The organism is Micromonospora sp. NPDC049662, from assembly GCF_040675055.1.
In the GTDB taxonomy this organism is placed as follows: domain Bacteria; phylum Actinomycetota; class Actinomycetes; order Mycobacteriales; family Micromonosporaceae; genus Micromonospora.
This window is the reverse complement of the sequence record NZ_JBFAOC010000070.1, coordinates 1-16,907: the sequence shown is the minus strand read 5'-3', so window position 1 is coordinate 16,907 and position 16,907 is coordinate 1. Positions and strand designations below refer to the sequence as shown.

The following is a 16,907-nucleotide window of genomic DNA, read 5'->3' as shown; positions in this document are numbered from 1 at the left end:
AGGTGCCGTGAGCAACGCCGCACCAGAGCGACATCGCCCTGTCGTCCGGGCCGATCGGCCCGCGGGATGTCACGGGCCGTCGTTGATCATCGCGTCGGCGGGCACGCCGACGTAGACTGGCACTCGTTACAGTCGAGTGCCAGGACGGTCCGTCGGCCCGGGTGGGCCGGCGGCCGACGTGCGACAGGAGGTGCGGAGGATGGGTCTGGACGACCGGAAGCTCGCCGTGCTCCGCGCCATCGTCGAGGACTACGTCTCGACCCAGGAGCCGGTCGGCAGCAAGGCGCTGGTCGAGCGGCACCAGCTCGGGGTCTCCCCGGCGACGGTCCGCAACGACATGGCCGTGCTGGAGGAGGAGGGCTACATCCGGCAGCCGCACACCAGCGCCGGCCGGGTGCCCACCGACCGTGGCTACCGGCTCTTCGTCGACCGGCTGTCCCGGGTCAAGCCGCTCAGTCCGGCCGAACGCCGGGCCATCGAGCGCTTCCTCGTCGGGGCCGTCGACCTCGACGACGTGGTCCACCGCACCGTACGGCTGCTCGCCCAGTTGACCCGGCAGGTGGCCGTGGTGCAGTACCCGAGCCTCGCCCGCTCCTCGGTCCGCCACCTGGAGCTGGTGCCGATCTCCACCACCCGGCTGATGCTCGTGATGATCGCGGACACCGGCCGGGTGGAGCAGCGGCTGGTGGAGCTGCCCGGACCGGTGCCCGCCGACGACGTCACCGACCTGCGTCGCCTGGTCAACGAGAAACTCGCCGGTGAGCGCATGTCGGACACCCCACCGCTGGTGCAGGCGCTGGTGGAAGAGGCGCCGGTGCAGCTGCGCCCGGCCATGACCACGCTCTCCACCGTCCTGCTGGAGACGCTCGTCGAGCGGCACGAGGAACGCATCGCCCTGGCCGGCACCGCCAACCTGACCCGGGGTGGTCTGCTCGACTTCCAGGGTTCGCTGCGGCCCATCCTGGAGGCGTTGGAGGAGGAGGTCGTGCTCCTCAAGCTCATCGGCGAGACCGAGCCCAGCACGACCCGGGTGCTGATCGGCGACGAGAACGAGTTCGACAACCTGCGTGCCGCCTCGGTGGTCAGCACCGGGTACGGCCCGGGGGCCACCATCGTGGGCGGCCTGGGGGTGCTGGGGCCCACCCGGATGGACTACCCCGGCAATATCGCCATGGTGCGCGCCGTGGCACGCTACGTGGGCGAGCTGCTGGCCCAGAACTGACCAGTCAGGGCCGACGGCCGGCTGCGGCCGCCGGTCGGCGCAACGCGAGACGAACATGAGGACACGGAACGCAGTGGCCAGGGACTACTACGGCATCCTCGGTGTCAGCCGGGAAGCCTCCGATGACGAGATCAAGCGTGCCTACCGCAAGCTGGCACGCCAGTTCCACCCGGACGTCAATCCGGACCCGGAGGCCCAGGAGAAGTTCAAGGACATCAACGCCGCGTACGAGGTCCTCTCGGACGACCGGAAGCGGCAGATCGTCGACCTGGGTGGCGACCCGCTCGCCCCCGGCGGCGGGGGCGCGGGCGGCCCGGGTGGTCCGGGGGGAGCCGGCCCGTTCGTCGGTTTCCAGGACATCATGGACGCGTTCTTCGGTGGCGCCGCGGGCGGCGCCGGCCGCGGGCCGCGTCCACGGACCCGTCCGGGCGCGGACGCGATCCTGCGCCTCGAACTGGACCTGCACGAGACGGCGTTCGGCGTCGAGGCCCCGATCACCGTGGACACCGCCGTGCTCTGCACCACCTGCTCGGGCGCCGGCACCGCGGCCGGTACCCACCTGGCCACCTGCGAGGCGTGCGCCGGCCGCGGCGAGGTGCAGTCCGTGCAGCGCACCTTCCTCGGCCAGGTGGTCTCGGCCCGGCCGTGCACCGTCTGCCAGGGCTACGGCACCACCATCCCGCACCCCTGCCCAACCTGCGCCGGTGACGGCCGGGTACGCACCCGCCGATCGCTCACCGTCAAGATCCCGGCCGGCGTCGAGGACGGCATGCGGATCCGGCTGGCCCAGCAGGGTGAGGTGGGCCCGGGCGGTGGCACCGCCGGCGACCTCTACGTGGAGATCCACGAGCGTCCGCACGACGTCTACTCCCGCAAGGGTGACGACCTGCACTGCCGCGTCACCGTGCCGATGACCGCCGCCGCGCTGGGCACCCGGCTCACCATCAAGACGCTGGACAGCGAGGAGACCGTCGACGTCAAGGCCGGCACCCAGCCGGCCAGCACGCTGCGACTGCGCGCCCGGGGCGTACCGCACCTGCGCGGCACCGGCCGGGGCGACCTCTACGTGCACCTGGACGTCCGGACGCCCACCAAGCTCGACCCCGACCAGGAGAAGATGCTGCGCGACTTCGCCAAGACCCGGGGCGAGGAGGTCGCCGAGCTGACCAAGCAGGGCGGCTTCTTCTCCCGGATGCGCGACGCGTTCAACGGGCACGCCTGAGGTGTCGGCGCCGCTGTTCCTGGTGGAGGCGCTGCCCACCGGTGACGCGCTGACCCTGGACGGCCCGGAGGGGTACCACGCCGCAACCGTGCAGCGGCTGCGCGTCGGCGAGGAGCTGCTGCTCGCCGACGGTCGGGGCGGCACGGCCGCCGCCGTGGTCACCACCGTCGGCCGGGGCAGCCTGGAGGTCGCGGTCACCTCCCGGGGGTACGCGGACGCGCCCGTACCCCGGATCGTCACCGTGCAGGGCATCGCCAAGGGTGACCGGGGCGAGCTGGCCGTGCAGGCGATGACCGAGGTCGGGGTGGACGAGATCGTGCCCTGGGCGGCGTCGCGCTCGGTGGCCCAGTGGCGCGGCGACCGGGGCGTACGCGCACGCGAGAAATGGGTGGCCACCGCCCGCGAGGCGGCGAAACAGGCCCGCCGGCCCTGGCTGCCCGTCGTGGCCGGCGCGCCGGACGAGTCCACCGCCACGGTCGCCCGCCGGATCGCCGGCGCCGCCGCCGGGTTCGTCCTGCACGAGGAGGCCGACGAGCCGCTGACCGGCGTCGACCTGCCGTCGGCCGGGGAGATCGTCCTGGTGGTCGGCCCCGAGGGCGGCATCGACCGGGCCGAACTGACGGCCTTCCGTGAGGCCGGTGGCCGGCCGGTACGCCTCGGGCCGGAGGTGCTGCGTACCTCCACGGCCGGCGTGGCCGCGCTCAGCGTGCTCGCCACCCGCCTCGGCCGCTGGTAGTCGCCCACCCCCGACTCGCCGCCACCCTGCCGCCGCTGGCTTCGGCCGCCACCCTGCCGCCGCTGGCTTCGGCCGCCACCCTGCCGCCGCTGGCTTCGGCCGCCAGCCTGGGCCCGCGTTCGCTTCGGCCGCTGGTGCCTGCGGCTCGCGGGCCGGTGATGCGGGCGGATCGGAGCCGCGCACTCCATTGAGCGTGATGCCTGTCAGTCATCAAGATGACTGACAGGCATCACGCTCACAGTGTTGTCCGCCGTCCGCCCGCAGGAGGCGCAGCGCACCGCCGGTCGGTCGGTGAACGCCGCGCCGAGCGTGAATCGCGAGGTCAGCTGCGTAGGTACGAAGCGCCGTTGAGGTCGACGATCGTGCCGGAGGCCCACTCGGCCTCGGGCGAGGCCAGCCAGTGCACCGCTGCCGCGATCTCCTCCGGCCGGGCCACCCGGTCGAACGGGCTCTGCGCCCGGATCGCCGCGCCCCGCTCGCCGCGCAGGTGCTCGGTCGTCATGTCGGTCGCCACGAAACCCGGCGCCACCGTGGCGACCGTGATGCCGTACGGCGCGAGCGCCACGGCGAGGGACTGACCGAGCGCGTTCAGCCCCGCCTTGCTGGCGCCGTACGCCGGCTGCTCCGGCTCGCCCCGGAACGCGCCCCGGGAGGACACGTTGACGATCCGGCCACCCCGCTGGCGCAGGTGCTGGGCGGCGCACCAGATCACGTTCCCCGCACCGGTCAGGTTGGTCTCCAGCACCTGCCGCCAGCGCGCCTGCCACTCCTCGTACGAGGTGCCGAAGACCGGGTGCGGGACGTCCCGGTCGCCGTACGTGCCGGCGTTGTTGACCAGCACGTCCAGGCCACCGAGCTGATCGGCGGCCCGGTCGACCATGGTGCGGACCGCGGCCGGGTCGGTGAGGTCGGCGCGGACCACCACGTGCCCCGACCCGGGCAGCCCGGCGCGAAGTTCCTCGGCCGCCTCGGCGGAGTCGCGGTGGTGGATGGCCACCCGGTCCCCACTGGCGGCGAACGCCTCCACCACCGCCCGGCCGATGCCGCGCGAGGACCCCGTCACCAGAACCGCCCGATCCGTCATGCCGGCCATCCTGCCTGAGCACCCCCAGTTGTAAGGAAGGGCCCCTTCCTATACCTCAGGCGTTAGCAAGGTGCCCTTCCTTACACTGCCCCGATGGGATCCGACTGCCTGTTCTGCCGCATCGTCGCCGGGGAGATCCCGGCCACCGTCGTCCGCGAGACCGACACCACGCTCGCCTTCCGCGACATCGGCCCGAAGGCCCCTGTGCACGTCCTGGTCATTCCGAAGGAGCACTACGCCGACGTCGCCACCCTCGCCGAGGGTGACCCGGCGCTGGCCGGGGCGGTGCTGGCCACGGCTGCCGCGGTCGCCGAGGACGAGGGGCTGCTCGGCGACGGGTTCCGGCTGATGTTCAACACCGGGGCGTACGGCGGGCAGGAGGTGTTCCACGTGCACGCCCACCTGCTCGGCGGCGCGCCACTGGGCCCGATGCTCGCCCGAGACCTGACCTGACGGCCGGCCCGACGCTCTGCCAGGATCGGCGCATGGCCAACGTCTGGTCCGGTGTGACGATTGATTGCCTCGACCCCGAGCGGGTAGCCCGATTCTGGAGCGGTCTGCTCGGTCGCGAGCCCGGTCCGTCGCAGCAGGGTTGGGTCTACCTCGGTGAACGTGGTGAACCTCAGCCACGGTTGGTGTTCCAGCCGGTGTCGGAAGCCAGGACCGGCAAGGTACGGATTCACCTCGACATCTCCGTTGACCGGATCGACGAGGCCATGGCCCTGGTCATCGATCTCGGTGGTCGGTACACCGGCGAGCGGCACGACTACGACGAGGGCGTGGTTGTCGTCATGGCCGACCCGGAGGACCACGAATTCTGCCTGGTCCAGTACTACCGCTGACGGCCCGTTACACCCTGTTGACGCTTCGGTATCCGAAGCAGTAACGTCCGAGCCGACCGATTCGATTTTCGAAGCACTCGGGGGGGCTCGTGAGGGGATTGCGCACCGCCCTGTGCGAACGGCTGGGCATCGGGCTGCCGATCATCCAGGCGCCGGTGGGTTCGGCTGCGGGACCGGACCTGGCCGCAGCCGTATCCGAGGCCGGTGGCCTCGGCATGTTGGCCTTGACCTGGCAGAGTCCCGAAGAGGCACGGCGCACCATCCGGCGAACTCGCCAACTCACCACGAGGCCGTTCGGCGCGAACCTGGTTCTCGATTTTCCGGTGGACGACCTACTGACGGTGTGCCTGGAAGAGGGAGTGCCGACCATCTCCACCTTCTGGGGAGACCCGTCGCCGGCGAATGCCCGCATCCGCAAGGCGGCCGCGCTGCATCTGCACACGGTCGGCGAGGTCGCCGAAGCGGTCCACGCGGTCGCCGACGGCGTGGACGTCGTCGTGGCACAGGGCTGGGAGGCCGGCGGTCATGTCCGCGGCAGCACGTCCACGATGGCCCTGGTGCCCGCCGTCGTCGACGCGGTCGGCCCCGTACCCGTGGTTGCCGCGGGTGGGATCGCGGACGGCCGGGGGGTCGCGGCGGCGCTGGCGCTCGGCGCCCAGGGCGTCATGCTGGGCACCCGTTTCCTGGCTGCCGCCGAGGCTGCCACGCATGAGGTGTATCGGCGGCATCTGATCACCGCCGCCGGCGTGGACGCCGTGTACACCCGGTGCTTCGACGGCGGCTGGCCGCACGCGCCGCACCGGGCGTTGCGCAACGGGACCCTCCGACGGTGGGAGGCCGCCGGCTCGCCGCGGGCACCGCATCGGCCCGGCGAGGGCGATGTCGTGGCGGTGGACGCGGCCGACGAGAACCACTATCGGTACGGGGATCTGATACCGCTGCCCGACATGACCGGGGACCTGGAAGACATGGCGCTGTACGCGGGTCAGTCGGTGCACCTTGTGCACGAGGTCCTCCCCGCCGCCCGGCTGATCCACGACATGGCCGTACAGGCGGCCACCACGGTCGGCGCCCTGCACGACCTGGCTGCGTGATGGATCAAGGGTCACATCGCCTGCACGACATCGGCGCGGGCGCTGCTGACAAGGCAGTGTTGTTCGACGTCGACGGTGTGCTCATCGATTCGTACCCTGCCTACCGCCGGATCTGGAGCCAATGGGCGACGCAACGCAACCTCGACCCTGACCTGGTCTGGTCACACACCCATGGTCGCCGGCCCGTCGACACCATCGCGGTCGTAGCGCCACAGCTCGATGCGGAAGCCGAATACCTGCTGGTCCGCGAGCTCATGGCCGATGAGGGTGACGCTTTTCCCGTGTATCCCGATGCCGCCGAGGTGTTGCGTCTGCTGACCGGCCGGCGGTGGGGCGTCGTCACCTCCGGCCGAGCTCCGACGGTGCTGCACCGTCTGCTCGCAGGCGGTTTACCCGATCCTCCCGTGCTGGTCGACAGCGGCCACGTCCGGCTGGGCAAACCCGATCCCGAGGGCTACCTGCAAGCCGCGCAGTTACTCGACCTCCCGGCGTCCGACTGCTTGGTGATCGAGGACGCCCCCGCAGGCATCGAAGCAGCCCGAGCCGCAGGCATGACAGTGATCGCCGTACGCACCACCCATCCCGACGACGAACTCGTCGGCGCACACCACCGCGTCGACACCCTCGGCGACACCATCCCCCTCATCACCGACTGGCTGGACAGGGCGCACCAGTGAACGACGTAGTCTGGCCGGAGATTACGGTTGTCGATGCGTGCGTGCGGCGCGACGGTCGGGGTGGCAGCCCCACTGCCGTAACCGACGACGATCCGGCGGCGACGGACCCCGACCGGTGTGCGGTGGCTGCCGCTGCCGGCACCTCGCACGCGGCGTTCGTCGGCCCGGGTCGGACGCGGGACGGCGGCTGGCCGGTCCGCTTCTTCACCGCCACCGGCGAGCTGTCCGGCTGCGGTCACGGCACCGTTGCCGCGCAGGCCGTCCGGTTGATGCGTACCGGCCGCGCTGAGCTCAAGGATCGCCAACACACCGGCGGGCGCACCTTCGACACCGTCGCGATCCGCCGCCCTGGCGGCATCGAGGTGTGGTTCGACCAGGGACTCGTCGCACTGCGTCACCCGGCGCCGAACGAGTGGGCCGCGATCGTCGACGCGCTCGGGCTCAGGGCGGACGATCCGCATCCTCAGGACGGGCCACGGATCGCTGCGCCCGGCGCACCGCGCATGCTGGTACCGGTCCGCGACCGGTCGGCGCTGGTCCGAGTCTGCCCACACCCCGGCAGGCTGGCTGCGGCGTGTCGGCGGTACGGGCTCCTCGGCTGTTTCGTGTACGTGCCGCCGCTGGGCGACCGACCGGGTGCGGCGCGGATGTTCGCGCCGGCCATCGGTGTCGACGAGGACGTCGCCAACGCCAACAGCACCGGCTGCCTCGCCGCCCACCTGCTCGACTCGACCGGGGCGCAGACCGTCGCGATCGAGGTGGAGCAGGGTGACACCCTCGGTCGACCCGCCAGCGTGCTCGCTTCGGCCCGACGTGGGCCGGCGGGCATCACGACCCGGGTCGGCGGGTTGGCGGTCGTCCGCGACGGAGACTGAGGCGACGAATCAACGCACTGGACACTGCTGTATCGGACATCGAGCATCAAGAGGGGCGCAACGGCGATGACGGTACCCAGGCCAGGCCAGCCGGTACGCGGATCGAGTACCGGACGACCCCTCATGGCCGCCCTCGACCTGTTTGGCCGCCGCTGGAACCTGCGCATCGTCTGGGAGTTGCAGCACGGGCCGCTCGGTTTCCGCGCGCTGCAGCAGCGCTGCGACAACATGTCCTCCAGCGTCCTGCGGCAACGGCTCACCGAACTACTTGACGCCCACCTCGTCGCCCAGCAGCCGGACACCGCCTACACGCTCACGGAGCTGGGGCGCGGCGCCTACCAGGCATTGCGCCCGCTCGTGCGCTGGTCCCACGCGTGGGCCTCGGCCCGGGGCGAGGACGCGGAAGATGAACCCCTGAATCACCGCCCCTGACGCTTCTCCACCGCAGGTCGCGAGTTGATCGCGGCCAGCGGAAATGGGCGCGATGCGGCCCGCGTTGAACCGATACGATGGGTGTAACGTCCGCACGCCGTGCCAGCTGGGCCGGCGCCGAGATTGAGAGCAGGTGCGCAGGGCCCCTCGGCCCGACCTATGACTGGCACCCCACCTCCCGGCCCGCCCCGGGTGCAGACCAGGATCACCGTGCCCGACCCCAAGATCATGGTCAATCTGCTGGGCGCGGGTGACGAGATCCTGCGCCTCGTCGAACGCTCGGTCGCCAGTGACGTGCACGTCCGCGGCAACGAGATCACCATCACCGGCGCTCCCGCCGACAACGCCCTCGCCGAGCGGGTCTTCAGTGAGCTGCTCGAACTCATCGAGAAAGGCGAGACCCTGACCACTGACGCCGTCCGGCGTACCGTCGGCATGCTCGAGCAGGGCAGCGCCGAGCGGCCCGCCGAGGTCCTGACCCTCGACATTCTCTCCCGCCGCGGGCGCACCATCCGCCCGAAGACGCTCGGGCAGAAGCGGTACGTCGACGCGATCGACTCGCACACCATCGTCTTCGGCATCGGCCCGGCCGGTACCGGCAAGACGTACCTGGCCATGGCGAAGGCCGTCCAGGCGTTGCAGGCGAAGCAGGTCAACCGGATCATCCTGACCCGGCCGGCGGTCGAGGCCGGCGAGCGGCTGGGCTTCCTGCCTGGCACGCTCAACGAGAAGATCGACCCGTACCTGCGCCCGCTCTACGACGCGCTGCACGACATGATCGACCCGGAGTCGATCCCGAAGCTGATGGCCGCCGGCACGATCGAGGTCGCCCCGCTGGCGTACATGCGCGGTAGGACCCTCAATGACGCGTTCATCATCCTGGACGAGGCGCAGAACACCACGCCCGAGCAGATGAAGATGTTCCTCACCCGGCTCGGCTTCAACTCCAAGATTGTCGTGACGGGTGACATCACCCAGGTGGACCTTCCCGGCGGGACGAGCAGCGGGCTGCGCGTCGTCCGGGAGATCCTGGGAAACGTCGACGACGTGCACTTCGCCCAGTTGTCCAGCTCCGACGTGGTGCGTCACCGGCTGGTCGGGGAGATCGTCGACGCGTACGCCCGCTGGGACGCCGAGCGGGAGAACCAGCAGGCGCAGGGCGTCCATGCCGTACCCGGGCGACCCGCCCAGGGCGGCCGGGCCGGCCGCCGCCGCTAAAGCAGAGGAAAGCAGTTGTCCATCGAGATCGCCAACGAGTCCGGTGTCGACGTCGACACCGACGCCGTGCTCGCCGTCGCCCGGCACGCCCTCGACGAGATGGGGGTAAACCCCCTCGCCGAGCTGTCCGTGCTGCTGGTCGACATCGACTACATGACCGAGCTGAACCACCGCTGGATGGGCGGGGACGGCCCCACCGACGTGCTCGCCTTCCCGATGGACGAGGGAAGCGTCGACCACGGTCCGGGCGAGACCGCACCGGCCGGCGGCGAACCGGCCCTGCTCGGCGACATTGTGCTCTGCCCCGAGGTGGCGGCCAAGCAGGCCGCGGCCGCCGGGCACGCCCCGGCCGACGAGCTGCACCTGCTCACCGTGCACGGCGTGCTGCACCTGCTCGGGTACGACCACGCGGAGCCGGAGGAGGAACGGGAGATGTTCGGCCTCCAGGCCCGACTGCTGGCGAGCTGGCGGTCGACCCGCACCCCGTGATGTCCACTCCTGTGTTACTCGCGGTCGGCCCCACGGCCGGCCTTCCCGACCTGCAACTGATCGTCTTCGCGGCCGGCCTGGTGGTGCTGGCCGGCGTGATCGCGATGACCGAGGCGGCGCTCGCCGCGGTCTCGCCGGCCCGGGCCGCCGAACTGGCCCGGGACGGCGTGCGCGGTGCCCGTACCCTCCAGGTCGTGGCCGGGGACGTCGTCCGGCACCTCAACCTGCTGCTGCTGTTGCGGCTGCTCGCCGAGCTGACCGCCACCACGCTGGTGGCGCTGGTCGCGGTGGACAGCTTCGGCGCGGGTTGGCGGGCAGCGCTGGTCACCGCGGGCGCGATGACAGTGGTCAGCTTCGTGGTGGTCGGTGTCGCCCCGCGCACCATCGGCCGGCAGCACGCGTACGCCGTGGGCCGGGCGGTCGCGCCGCTGGTCCGCTGGCTGGGTCGCGCGCTCAACCCGCTCGCGTCGCTGCTCATCCTGATCGGCAACGCGGTCACCCCGGGCCGCGGCTTCCGGGAGGGGCCGTTCGCCAGCCAGGTGGAGCTGCGTGAGCTGGTCGACCTGGCCGAGCAGCGTGGCGTCGTGGAGCACGGCGAGCGCCAGATGATCCACTCGGTCTTCGCGCTCGGCGATACCATCGCCCGCGAGGTGATGGTGCCGCGCACCGAGATGGTGTGGATCGAGGAGGGCAAGACCCTGGCCCAGGCGCTGGTGCTCTTCCTGCGCTCGGGTTTCTCCCGCATCCCGGTCATCGGCGAGAGCGTCGACGACGTACTCGGGGTGCTCTACCTCAAGGACCTGATCCGCCGGTCGCGCGGCGGCGACCCGGGCGCCGAGCAGGTGCCGGTGGCCGAGCTGATGCGCCCGGCGACCTTCGTGCCGGAGTCCAAGCCGGTCGACGACCTGCTGTCGGAGATGCAGGCGGCACGCAACCACCTGGTCATCGTGGTCGACGAGTACGGCGGCACCGGTGGTCTCGTCACCATCGAGGACATCCTGGAGGAAATCGTCGGTGAGATCACCGACGAGTACGATGTCGAACGCCCGCCGGTCGAGCGCCTCGCGGACTCCTCGGTGCGGGTCACGGCCCGCCTGCCGGTGGAGAACCTGGGCGAGCTGTTCGACACCGACCTGCCCACCGACGAGGTGGAGACGGTCGGTGGCCTGCTCGCCCAGTCGCTGGGGCGGGTGCCGATCCCCGGAGCGGAGGTCGAGGTGGCCGGTCTCCGGCTGGTCGCCGAGGGCACCACCGGTCGGCGCAACCGGATCGACACCGTCCTGGTGAGCAGGGTGGAGTCGGGCGACACGCAGGACGCCACCGGGCGCGGCGAGCACGCCGGCCCCGGCAGCGACCCGAACCACTACCGAGACGACGAGAGGCAAGCCGCCGATGCCTGAGACACCCGCCGCGCCCACCGCCCGGCCCACCCCTGGCGTACCGGCGCCGCTGAGCGCCGAGGACGGCAAGCTCGTCGTCCTGGCCCGGGGCGCCCGTGCGCGGGTCGGTGCCGTGGAGGGCGCCGCGGTCCGGGATCAGGACGGTCGGACGTACGCGGCGGCGAGCGTGGCGCTGCCCTCGCTGACCCTCACCGCGCTGCAGTTGGCGGTCGCCTCGGCGGTCGCCGCCGGGGCGAGTCGGCTGGAGGCGGCGGCGGTGGTGACCGAGGCGTCGACGCTGGACGGCGCGGGGCACGCGGTGGTGCGTGACCTCGCCCCGGACGCGCCGATCCACGTCGCCGCCCCGGACGGCACGGTCCTCGGCACGGTGACCGAGTGAGCCCGGTGCGCGACCCGGAGGCCCGCCCGTACCGGGCCGGGTTCGGCTGTTTCGTCGGCCGGCCCAACGCGGGGAAGTCCACCCTGACCAACGCGATCGTCGGCACCAAGATCGCGATCACGTCGAACAAGCCGCAGACCACCCGGCACGTCATCCGGGCGGTGCTGCACCGCCCGGAGTCGCAGCTGGTCCTCGTGGACACGCCCGGACTGCACCGACCTCGTACGCTGCTCGGCGAGCGCCTCAACGACCTGGTCCGCTCCACCTGGACCGAGGTGGACGTCATCGGCCTGTGCATCCCGGCGGACGAGCCGGTCGGGCGCGGTGACCGGTTCATCACGGGCGAGCTGGCCGAGCTGAAGGCGACCGTGCTGGCGGTTGTCACCAAGACCGACCTGGTGGACAAGCGTCGGTTGGCCGAGCAGTTGCTCGCGGTCAGCGAGCTGGGGGAGTTCGCCGAGATCGTGCCGGTGAGCGCGGTCTCCGGGCACCAGGTGGGCACCCTCGTCGACGTGATGACGAAGTACCTGCCGCCGTCGCCGCAGCTCTACCCCGACGACATGCTGACCGACGACCCGGAGCAGGTGCTGGTCGCGGAGCTGATCCGGGAGGCGGCCCTGGAGGGGGTCCGCGACGAGCTGCCGCACTCCATCGCCGTGGTGGTGGAGGAGATGATCCCCGAGGGCCAGCTCATGAAGATCTACGCCGACGTGTACGTGGAGCGTCCCAGCCAGAAGGCGATCGTGCTCGGCCACCGGGCCAGCCGGCTCAAGGAGGTCGGCACCACCGCCCGTCGGCAGATCGAGGAGCTGCTCGGCTCGCGGGTCTACCTCGACCTGCACGTCCGGGTCGCGAAGGACTGGCAGCGCGACCCACGGCAGTTGCGCAAGCTGGGTTTCTGAGGCGTCGTTTGGCTCGTGGGTCGGGCCGGGTAGGGGAGAGGGCAACCCCCGCGCCCCCGATCCAGATGCAGGCTGATGCGCAACAGATATCTCGATCTGCTCCGTTTCCTGGCCATCGTTCGAGTCGTCGTCTACCACGTCACCGGGTGGGCGACCCTCACTCTGGTGTTCCCCGCCATGTCGGTGATGTTCGCGCTGGCCGGCTCGCTGATGGCCGCCTCGCTCGCCCGGTCCGGCCCGGCGGCGGTCGGCCGTCGGCTGCGCCGTCTGCTGCCGTCGCTGTGGGTGGTGGCGGTGGTCTTCGTGCCGGCCATGTTGTTCACCGGGTTGCCGCTGTCCCCACGGGTGCTGCTGTGGCTGTTCCCGATCGCCGACCCGCCGGCCAACAACTGGGGCGCCCTGGCGCTGAGCGTCATCTGGTACCTGCGCGACTACCTCTGGTTCGTGTTCGCCTCACCGGTCGCGTTCTGGCTGTTCCGGCGGGCCCCGCTTGCCACCCTGCTCGCCCCGTACCTGCTGCTGGTGACCATCGAGGTGGGCATCTACCCGGCGCCGCCGGTGGTGCGCGAGTTCGGGCTGTACTTCGGCGCGTGGGTGCTGGGCTTCGCCCACCACGCCGGGATGCTGCGCCGCCTCACCGGCCGGGTGCTGTACCCGCTCGCGCTGGCCCTCGCCGTCGTCGGCGGGGCCTGGATCGTCACGCATCCCGGCCCCCGGGGGTACGACCTCAACGACAACCACCTGGGCAACGCCCTCTGGTCGGCCGCGTTCATCCTGGTCGTCCTGGGCCGGGCGCCGGCCGGGGTGGCCTGGCTGTCGCGCAGCCGGCTCGCCGACCGGGCGGTGACCGTGGTCAACCGGCGGGCGCTCACCATCTACCTCTGGCACCTGCCGTTCGTGGTGGCGCTCACCCCGCTCGTCGACGTGGTCGGCTGGTCCCACCAGGACCCGGTGGGACTGGCGGTACGGGTGCTGCTGGTCTTCGCGCTGGTCGGTCTGGTCACGCTGGCCGTCGGCTGGGTCGAGGACGTCGCCGCCCGCCGCCGCCCGGAACTGGTCCCCGTCGGCTCGCCGGCCGTCCCCGGCAACGGCCGGACAGATCGGCCTGCGATCGGCGAGACCGTGGGGCGGGCCACCGTGCCGGCGCAGCGGCTGCCCGCCGAGGCGGCGACGGTCGAGATCAACGCTCGCTGATGGTGACGTCGCCGCTGCCCGCCGAGCCGTCGAGCACCAGGGACGCCACCGGGTCGTCCGCCACGGTGATCCGCGCGTCGCCGGAGCCGGTGCTGGAGCGGACCCGGTAGCTGCCCGCCGGTACGAGCAGGCTGACGTCTCCGCTGGAGGCGTGCGCCCGCGCCGAGGTCGGCGTCTCCAACTCGATGGTCACGTTGCCCGAGCCGGCCTCGGCGTCCGTCGCGCCGGCCACCCGGCGGGCGCTGACGTCGCCGGAGCCGGCCCGCAGCCGTACCGTCGAACCGGCCTCGCTCAGGTCGATGTTGCCCGAGCCGGTCTCCACGTCGAGCGAGCCCGTGACCTCGGTGATCCGTACGTCACCCGAGCCCAGCCGCAGCTTCACCGCGCCCACCTTGGTCAGCTCGACGTCGCCCGAGCCGTTGTCGCCCTGCACGCTCACGCCTGCCGGCACGGTCACCTCGTACGAGACGCTGCACCGGTCACCGCAGTCGGTGTTCAACACCAACTCGCTGTCCTTGATCTCGTACCGCGCCTTGGGTTCGCCGCCCTGGTAGCGCACCACCCGCTTGATCCGCGCCTCGCCCGCCGCGCCGGTGCCTCGGATGATCACGTCCCCGGAGCCCCCGTCCACCCGGATGGTGGTGATTTTCACCGGCTCGGTGTCGTCGTAGTCGAGCCGACGAAACGACAGGTTGTCGCACCCGGCCAGCAGGATGAGGGCGGTGGACAACCCCAACGCGACGGGCGCGGCGGCGCGGCGACGGCGGACGGCGGTGCTCTGGTGCGGTGCCATGGCAGCACGCTAACGGCGGTCGTCGGCCCGGCGCATCGGGGTTCATCCTCGCGTCCACCCCGAAGCGACCCTGATTTCACACCCCGAGGGAGAATGGTCCGATGGCCGGGTACCGCCGACAGCTCTACCGCGACGACGCGGTGGTGCTGCGCGTGCAGAAGCTCGGCGAGTCCGACCGGATCATCACCCTGCTGACCCGCCGGCACGGCCGACTGCGGGCGGTCGCCCGTGGAGTCCGGCGCACCATGAGCAAGTTCGGCGCCCGCCTGGAACCGTTCGGTCACGTCGACCTGCAACTCGCCGGTGACCCCAAGGGCAACCACGGCAGCTCGCTGCACACGGTCAGCCAGGTCGAGGGCATCGACCTGTACGGCAAGCGGTTCCTGGGCGACTACCCCCGCTACACGGCGGCCAGCGCGATCGCCGAGACCGCCGAGCGGCTGACACCCGTCGAGCGGGAACCATCGCTGCGGCTGTTCCAGCTCACCGTGGGGGCGTTGAAGGCGCTGTCCCGGGGCGAGCACGACACCACCCTCGTGCTCGACGCGTACCTGCTGCGGGGGATGGCCCTCGCCGGCTGGGCGCCGGCGCTGACCGCCTGTGCCGTCTGCGGCACCCCCGGGCGGCACCGCGCGTTCTCCGTGCCGGCCGGCGGCGCGGTCTGCCCGGACTGCCGGCCGCCGGGCGCGGCTCACCCCGCGCCGGCCACCATCGACCTGATGTCCGCGCTGACCACCGGCGACTGGGTGGTCGCCGATGCCACCGACACCGGGGTACGACGGGAGTGCAGCGGCCTGGTGGCGGCGCACCTCCAGTGGCACCTGGAACGCGCGTTACGCTCGCTGCCGCTGGTCGACCGGAGCACCACCCCGGTCGCCGGTACGGTCCCGCCGCCGGGTGGCGGTGGGGCTGGGATGCTCCGGCCGGGCGGTGACGTCGGGTCCGGGGCCGGGATGCTCCGGCCGGGCGGTGACGTCGGTTCCGGAGCGGACGGCACGAGCAAGGAGAGAGCCGAGTGATCCGATCGACGAGGTCCGGTCGGCGCGAGCCGACGCCACCGACGCCCCACCCGTCCGGCGCCCGGCCGCCGGCGCTGCCCGCGGGGGCGGTGCCGAAGCACGTGGCCATCGTGATGGACGGCAACGGCCGGTGGGCCAAGGACCGCGGGCTGCCCCGCACCAAGGGGCACGAGGCCGGCGAGCACAGCCTCTTCGACACGATCGAGGGGGCCATCGAGATGGGCATCCCCTACCTCTCGGCGTACGCCTTCTCCACCGAGAACTGGCGGCGCTCGCCCGACGAGGTCCGCTTCCTCATGGGGTTCAACCGGGACGTTATCCGTCGACGCCGCGACCAGTTGGTCGACCTGGGCGTCCGGGTGGTCTGGTCGGGGCGTCCGGGGCGGTTGTGGAAGAGCGTCATCTCCGAGCTGCAGACCGCCGAGGAGATGTCCCGTGACAACTCGACGCTCACCCTGCAGTTCTGCGTCAACTACGGCGGGCACGCCGAGATCGGTGACGCCGCCGCCGCGATCGCCCGGGACGTCGCGGCCGGTCGACTGGACCCGGCGAAGGTCACCGAGAAGACCGTCGCGAAGTACCTCTACCACCCGGAGATCCCAGAGGTTGACCTGTTCCTGCGGCCCTCCGGCGAGGAACGGATCTCCAACTTCCTGCTCTGGCAGACCGCGTACGCCGAGTTGGTCTTCCTCGACACGCTCTGGCCGGACTTCGACCGCCGCCACCTCTGGTACGCGTGCGAGCTGTACGCCCAGCGGGACCGGCGCTTCGGGGGCGCGCTGCCCAATCCGGTGGCTCCGACGGCCTGAGCGAGGCTTACCCATACGTCACGCTGGGTATCAGGAACGTCAGGAGCCACTGACGGAGGTGAACCCACATGATCCAGAAGCGCATTGCCCAGTGGGCGGTGATGGCCGTCGCGGCGCCACTGGCCGCGGCCGGCGCGCGTCGACTCAGCCACACCCTGGAGGCCCGTCGTGGCCCCTCCGGGGCGACCCGGCTGCTGACGAGGGGCGCGGACCTGATCCGCCCGCAGAAAGCCAAGCGTCGCCGGTTCTGGTAACGCAACACAGTCCTGACGCGCCGCCCCGCACAACGTGCGGGGCGGCGCGTGCGTCCAGCTCTGTCGCTCGCCTCACCCCGCCGCTCGCGTCACCCCGCCGCTCGCCTCGCCCCGCCGCTCGCCTCGCCCCGCCGCTCGCCTCGCCCCGCCGATCGCGTCACCCCGTCGCTCGCCTCGCCCCGTCGATCAGCGTGGCCACCGGCCACCGGGCGGAATCGGTGCAGGTCATCTAGCGGACCCGCCCACGTCTCGCCGAGGAACTGGGG

20 protein-coding genes are annotated in these 16,907 nt (G+C 71.8%); 18 read left to right on the top strand and 2 right to left on the bottom strand.

Features of this window, described 5'->3' with window-relative positions; genetic code table 11:
• Positions 1 to 199 precede the first annotated feature (199 nt).
• The 3 genes from hrcA to AB0J36_RS30615 all read left to right on the top strand — a co-directional run bounded on the left by hrcA (position 200) and on the right by AB0J36_RS30615 (position 3,180).
• A complete protein-coding gene (hrcA, locus tag AB0J36_RS30625; RefSeq protein WP_355053206.1) occupies positions 200 to 1,222 on the top strand; it encodes a heat-inducible transcriptional repressor HrcA in 1,023 nt (340 codons plus the stop codon).
• A 73-nt stretch (positions 1,223 to 1,295) separates the two neighbouring features.
• A complete protein-coding gene (dnaJ, locus tag AB0J36_RS30620; protein ID WP_355053230.1) occupies positions 1,296 to 2,444 on the top strand; it encodes a molecular chaperone DnaJ in 1,149 nt (382 codons plus the stop codon).
• Between the two features lies 1 nt (position 2,445).
• Entirely contained in the window at positions 2,446 to 3,180 is a 735-nt protein-coding gene (locus tag AB0J36_RS30615; RefSeq protein ID WP_357175651.1) for a 16S rRNA (uracil(1498)-N(3))-methyltransferase, read from the top strand.
• 322 nt (positions 3,181 to 3,502) lie between these two features.
• Here AB0J36_RS30615 and AB0J36_RS30610 read toward each other — a convergent pair whose 3' ends face one another.
• Positions 3,503 to 4,264: an SDR family oxidoreductase gene (locus AB0J36_RS30610; RefSeq protein WP_357175648.1), complete on the bottom strand. Its 762-nt coding sequence runs from the start codon at positions 4,262 to 4,264 to the stop codon at positions 3,503 to 3,505.
• A gap of 93 nt (positions 4,265 to 4,357) precedes the next feature.
• On the opposite strand from AB0J36_RS30610, the gene AB0J36_RS30605 reads away from it, so the two are divergent.
• The 12 genes from AB0J36_RS30605 (at position 4,358) to AB0J36_RS30550 (ending at position 13,766) form a co-directional block, all read left to right on the top strand.
• Complete coding sequence (locus AB0J36_RS30605) at positions 4,358 to 4,717, top strand: histidine triad nucleotide-binding protein (RefSeq protein WP_357133233.1); 360 nt, start codon at positions 4,358 to 4,360, stop codon at positions 4,715 to 4,717.
• A 32-nt stretch (positions 4,718 to 4,749) separates the two neighbouring features.
• Entirely contained in the window at positions 4,750 to 5,106 is a 357-nt protein-coding gene (locus tag AB0J36_RS30600) for a VOC family protein (protein ID WP_357133235.1), read from the top strand.
• An 89-nt stretch (positions 5,107 to 5,195) separates the two neighbouring features.
• A complete protein-coding gene (locus tag AB0J36_RS30595; protein WP_363661453.1) occupies positions 5,196 to 6,200 on the top strand; it encodes a nitronate monooxygenase in 1,005 nt (334 codons plus the stop codon).
• On the top strand, positions 6,200 to 6,877 hold the full coding sequence (locus tag AB0J36_RS30590) for an HAD-IA family hydrolase (protein WP_363661454.1): 678 nt from the start codon (positions 6,200 to 6,202) through the stop codon (positions 6,875 to 6,877). Before AB0J36_RS30595 ends, AB0J36_RS30590 begins: the two co-directional genes overlap by 1 nt.
• Positions 6,874 to 7,752 (top strand): PhzF family phenazine biosynthesis isomerase, encoded by an 879-nt coding sequence (locus tag AB0J36_RS30585; RefSeq protein ID WP_363661452.1) that lies wholly within the window; start codon positions 6,874 to 6,876, stop codon positions 7,750 to 7,752. Before AB0J36_RS30590 ends, AB0J36_RS30585 begins: the two co-directional genes overlap by 4 nt.
• 123 nt (positions 7,753 to 7,875) lie before the next feature.
• Complete coding sequence (locus AB0J36_RS30580; RefSeq protein ID WP_357133241.1) at positions 7,876 to 8,184, top strand: helix-turn-helix domain-containing protein; 309 nt, start codon at positions 7,876 to 7,878, stop codon at positions 8,182 to 8,184.
• 159 nt (positions 8,185 to 8,343) lie between these two features.
• Positions 8,344 to 9,402 (top strand): PhoH family protein, encoded by a 1,059-nt coding sequence (locus tag AB0J36_RS30575; protein WP_355053214.1) that lies wholly within the window; start codon positions 8,344 to 8,346, stop codon positions 9,400 to 9,402.
• Between the two features lie 15 nt (positions 9,403 to 9,417).
• A complete protein-coding gene (ybeY, locus tag AB0J36_RS30570) occupies positions 9,418 to 9,891 on the top strand; it encodes an rRNA maturation RNase YbeY (RefSeq protein WP_357133243.1) in 474 nt (157 codons plus the stop codon).
• Positions 9,867 to 11,291: a hemolysin family protein gene (locus tag AB0J36_RS30565; protein ID WP_357133373.1), complete on the top strand. Its 1,425-nt coding sequence runs from the start codon at positions 9,867 to 9,869 to the stop codon at positions 11,289 to 11,291. Before ybeY ends, AB0J36_RS30565 begins: the two co-directional genes overlap by 25 nt.
• Positions 11,284 to 11,670, top strand: coding sequence for a cytidine deaminase (locus AB0J36_RS30560; protein WP_357133245.1), 387 nt, complete (start codon positions 11,284 to 11,286; stop codon positions 11,668 to 11,670). Before AB0J36_RS30565 ends, AB0J36_RS30560 begins: the two co-directional genes overlap by 8 nt.
• Positions 11,667 to 12,572, top strand: a complete 906-nt coding sequence (gene era, locus AB0J36_RS30555; protein ID WP_357175637.1) for a GTPase Era — start codon at positions 11,667 to 11,669, stop codon at positions 12,570 to 12,572. Before AB0J36_RS30560 ends, era begins: the two co-directional genes overlap by 4 nt.
• Positions 12,573 to 12,647: 75 nt before the next feature.
• A complete protein-coding gene (locus AB0J36_RS30550) occupies positions 12,648 to 13,766 on the top strand; it encodes an acyltransferase (RefSeq protein WP_357175635.1) in 1,119 nt (372 codons plus the stop codon).
• Here AB0J36_RS30550 and AB0J36_RS30545 read toward each other — a convergent pair.
• Complete coding sequence (locus AB0J36_RS30545; RefSeq protein WP_357133251.1) at positions 13,753 to 14,559, bottom strand: DUF4097 family beta strand repeat-containing protein; 807 nt, start codon at positions 14,557 to 14,559, stop codon at positions 13,753 to 13,755. The genes AB0J36_RS30550 and AB0J36_RS30545 overlap by 14 nt on opposite strands.
• 101 nt (positions 14,560 to 14,660) lie before the next feature.
• On the opposite strand from AB0J36_RS30545, the gene recO reads away from it, so the two are divergent.
• From recO to AB0J36_RS30530, 3 genes are all read left to right on the top strand, one after another.
• On the top strand, positions 14,661 to 15,578 hold the full coding sequence (gene recO, locus AB0J36_RS30540; protein ID WP_357133253.1) for a DNA repair protein RecO: 918 nt from the start codon (positions 14,661 to 14,663) through the stop codon (positions 15,576 to 15,578).
• A complete protein-coding gene (locus tag AB0J36_RS30535; RefSeq protein ID WP_357133255.1) occupies positions 15,575 to 16,387 on the top strand; it encodes an isoprenyl transferase in 813 nt (270 codons plus the stop codon). Before recO ends, AB0J36_RS30535 begins: the two co-directional genes overlap by 4 nt.
• 68 nt (positions 16,388 to 16,455) lie before the next feature.
• On the top strand, positions 16,456 to 16,641 hold the full coding sequence (locus AB0J36_RS30530) for a hypothetical protein (protein WP_357133257.1): 186 nt from the start codon (positions 16,456 to 16,458) through the stop codon (positions 16,639 to 16,641).
• The last annotated feature ends 266 nt before the right edge of the window (positions 16,642 to 16,907 follow it).

Bases quoted from the DNA above. Each gene is read 5' to 3' on its own strand.
- hrcA (WP_355053206.1), top strand. From the start codon at position 200: ATGGGTCTGGACGACCGGAAGCTCGCCGTGCTCCGCGCCATCGTCGAG.
- AB0J36_RS30610 (WP_357175648.1), bottom strand. From the start codon at position 4,264: ATGACGGATCGGGCGGTTCTGGTGACGGGGTCCTCGCGCGGCATCGGC.
- AB0J36_RS30605 (WP_357133233.1), top strand. From the start codon at position 4,358: ATGGGATCCGACTGCCTGTTCTGCCGCATCGTCGCCGGGGAGATCCCG.
- AB0J36_RS30600 (WP_357133235.1), top strand. From the start codon at position 4,750: ATGGCCAACGTCTGGTCCGGTGTGACGATTGATTGCCTCGACCCCGAG.
- AB0J36_RS30590 (WP_363661454.1), top strand. From the start codon at position 6,200: ATGGATCAAGGGTCACATCGCCTGCACGACATCGGCGCGGGCGCTGCT.
- AB0J36_RS30580 (WP_357133241.1), top strand. From the start codon at position 7,876: ATGGCCGCCCTCGACCTGTTTGGCCGCCGCTGGAACCTGCGCATCGTC.
- AB0J36_RS30575 (WP_355053214.1), top strand. From the start codon at position 8,344: ATGACTGGCACCCCACCTCCCGGCCCGCCCCGGGTGCAGACCAGGATC.
- AB0J36_RS30560 (WP_357133245.1), top strand. From the start codon at position 11,284: ATGCCTGAGACACCCGCCGCGCCCACCGCCCGGCCCACCCCTGGCGTA.
- AB0J36_RS30550 (WP_357175635.1), top strand. From the start codon at position 12,648: ATGCGCAACAGATATCTCGATCTGCTCCGTTTCCTGGCCATCGTTCGA.
- AB0J36_RS30545 (WP_357133251.1), bottom strand. From the start codon at position 14,559: ATGGCACCGCACCAGAGCACCGCCGTCCGCCGTCGCCGCGCCGCCGCG.
- recO (WP_357133253.1), top strand. From the start codon at position 14,661: ATGGCCGGGTACCGCCGACAGCTCTACCGCGACGACGCGGTGGTGCTG.
- AB0J36_RS30530 (WP_357133257.1), top strand. From the start codon at position 16,456: ATGATCCAGAAGCGCATTGCCCAGTGGGCGGTGATGGCCGTCGCGGCG.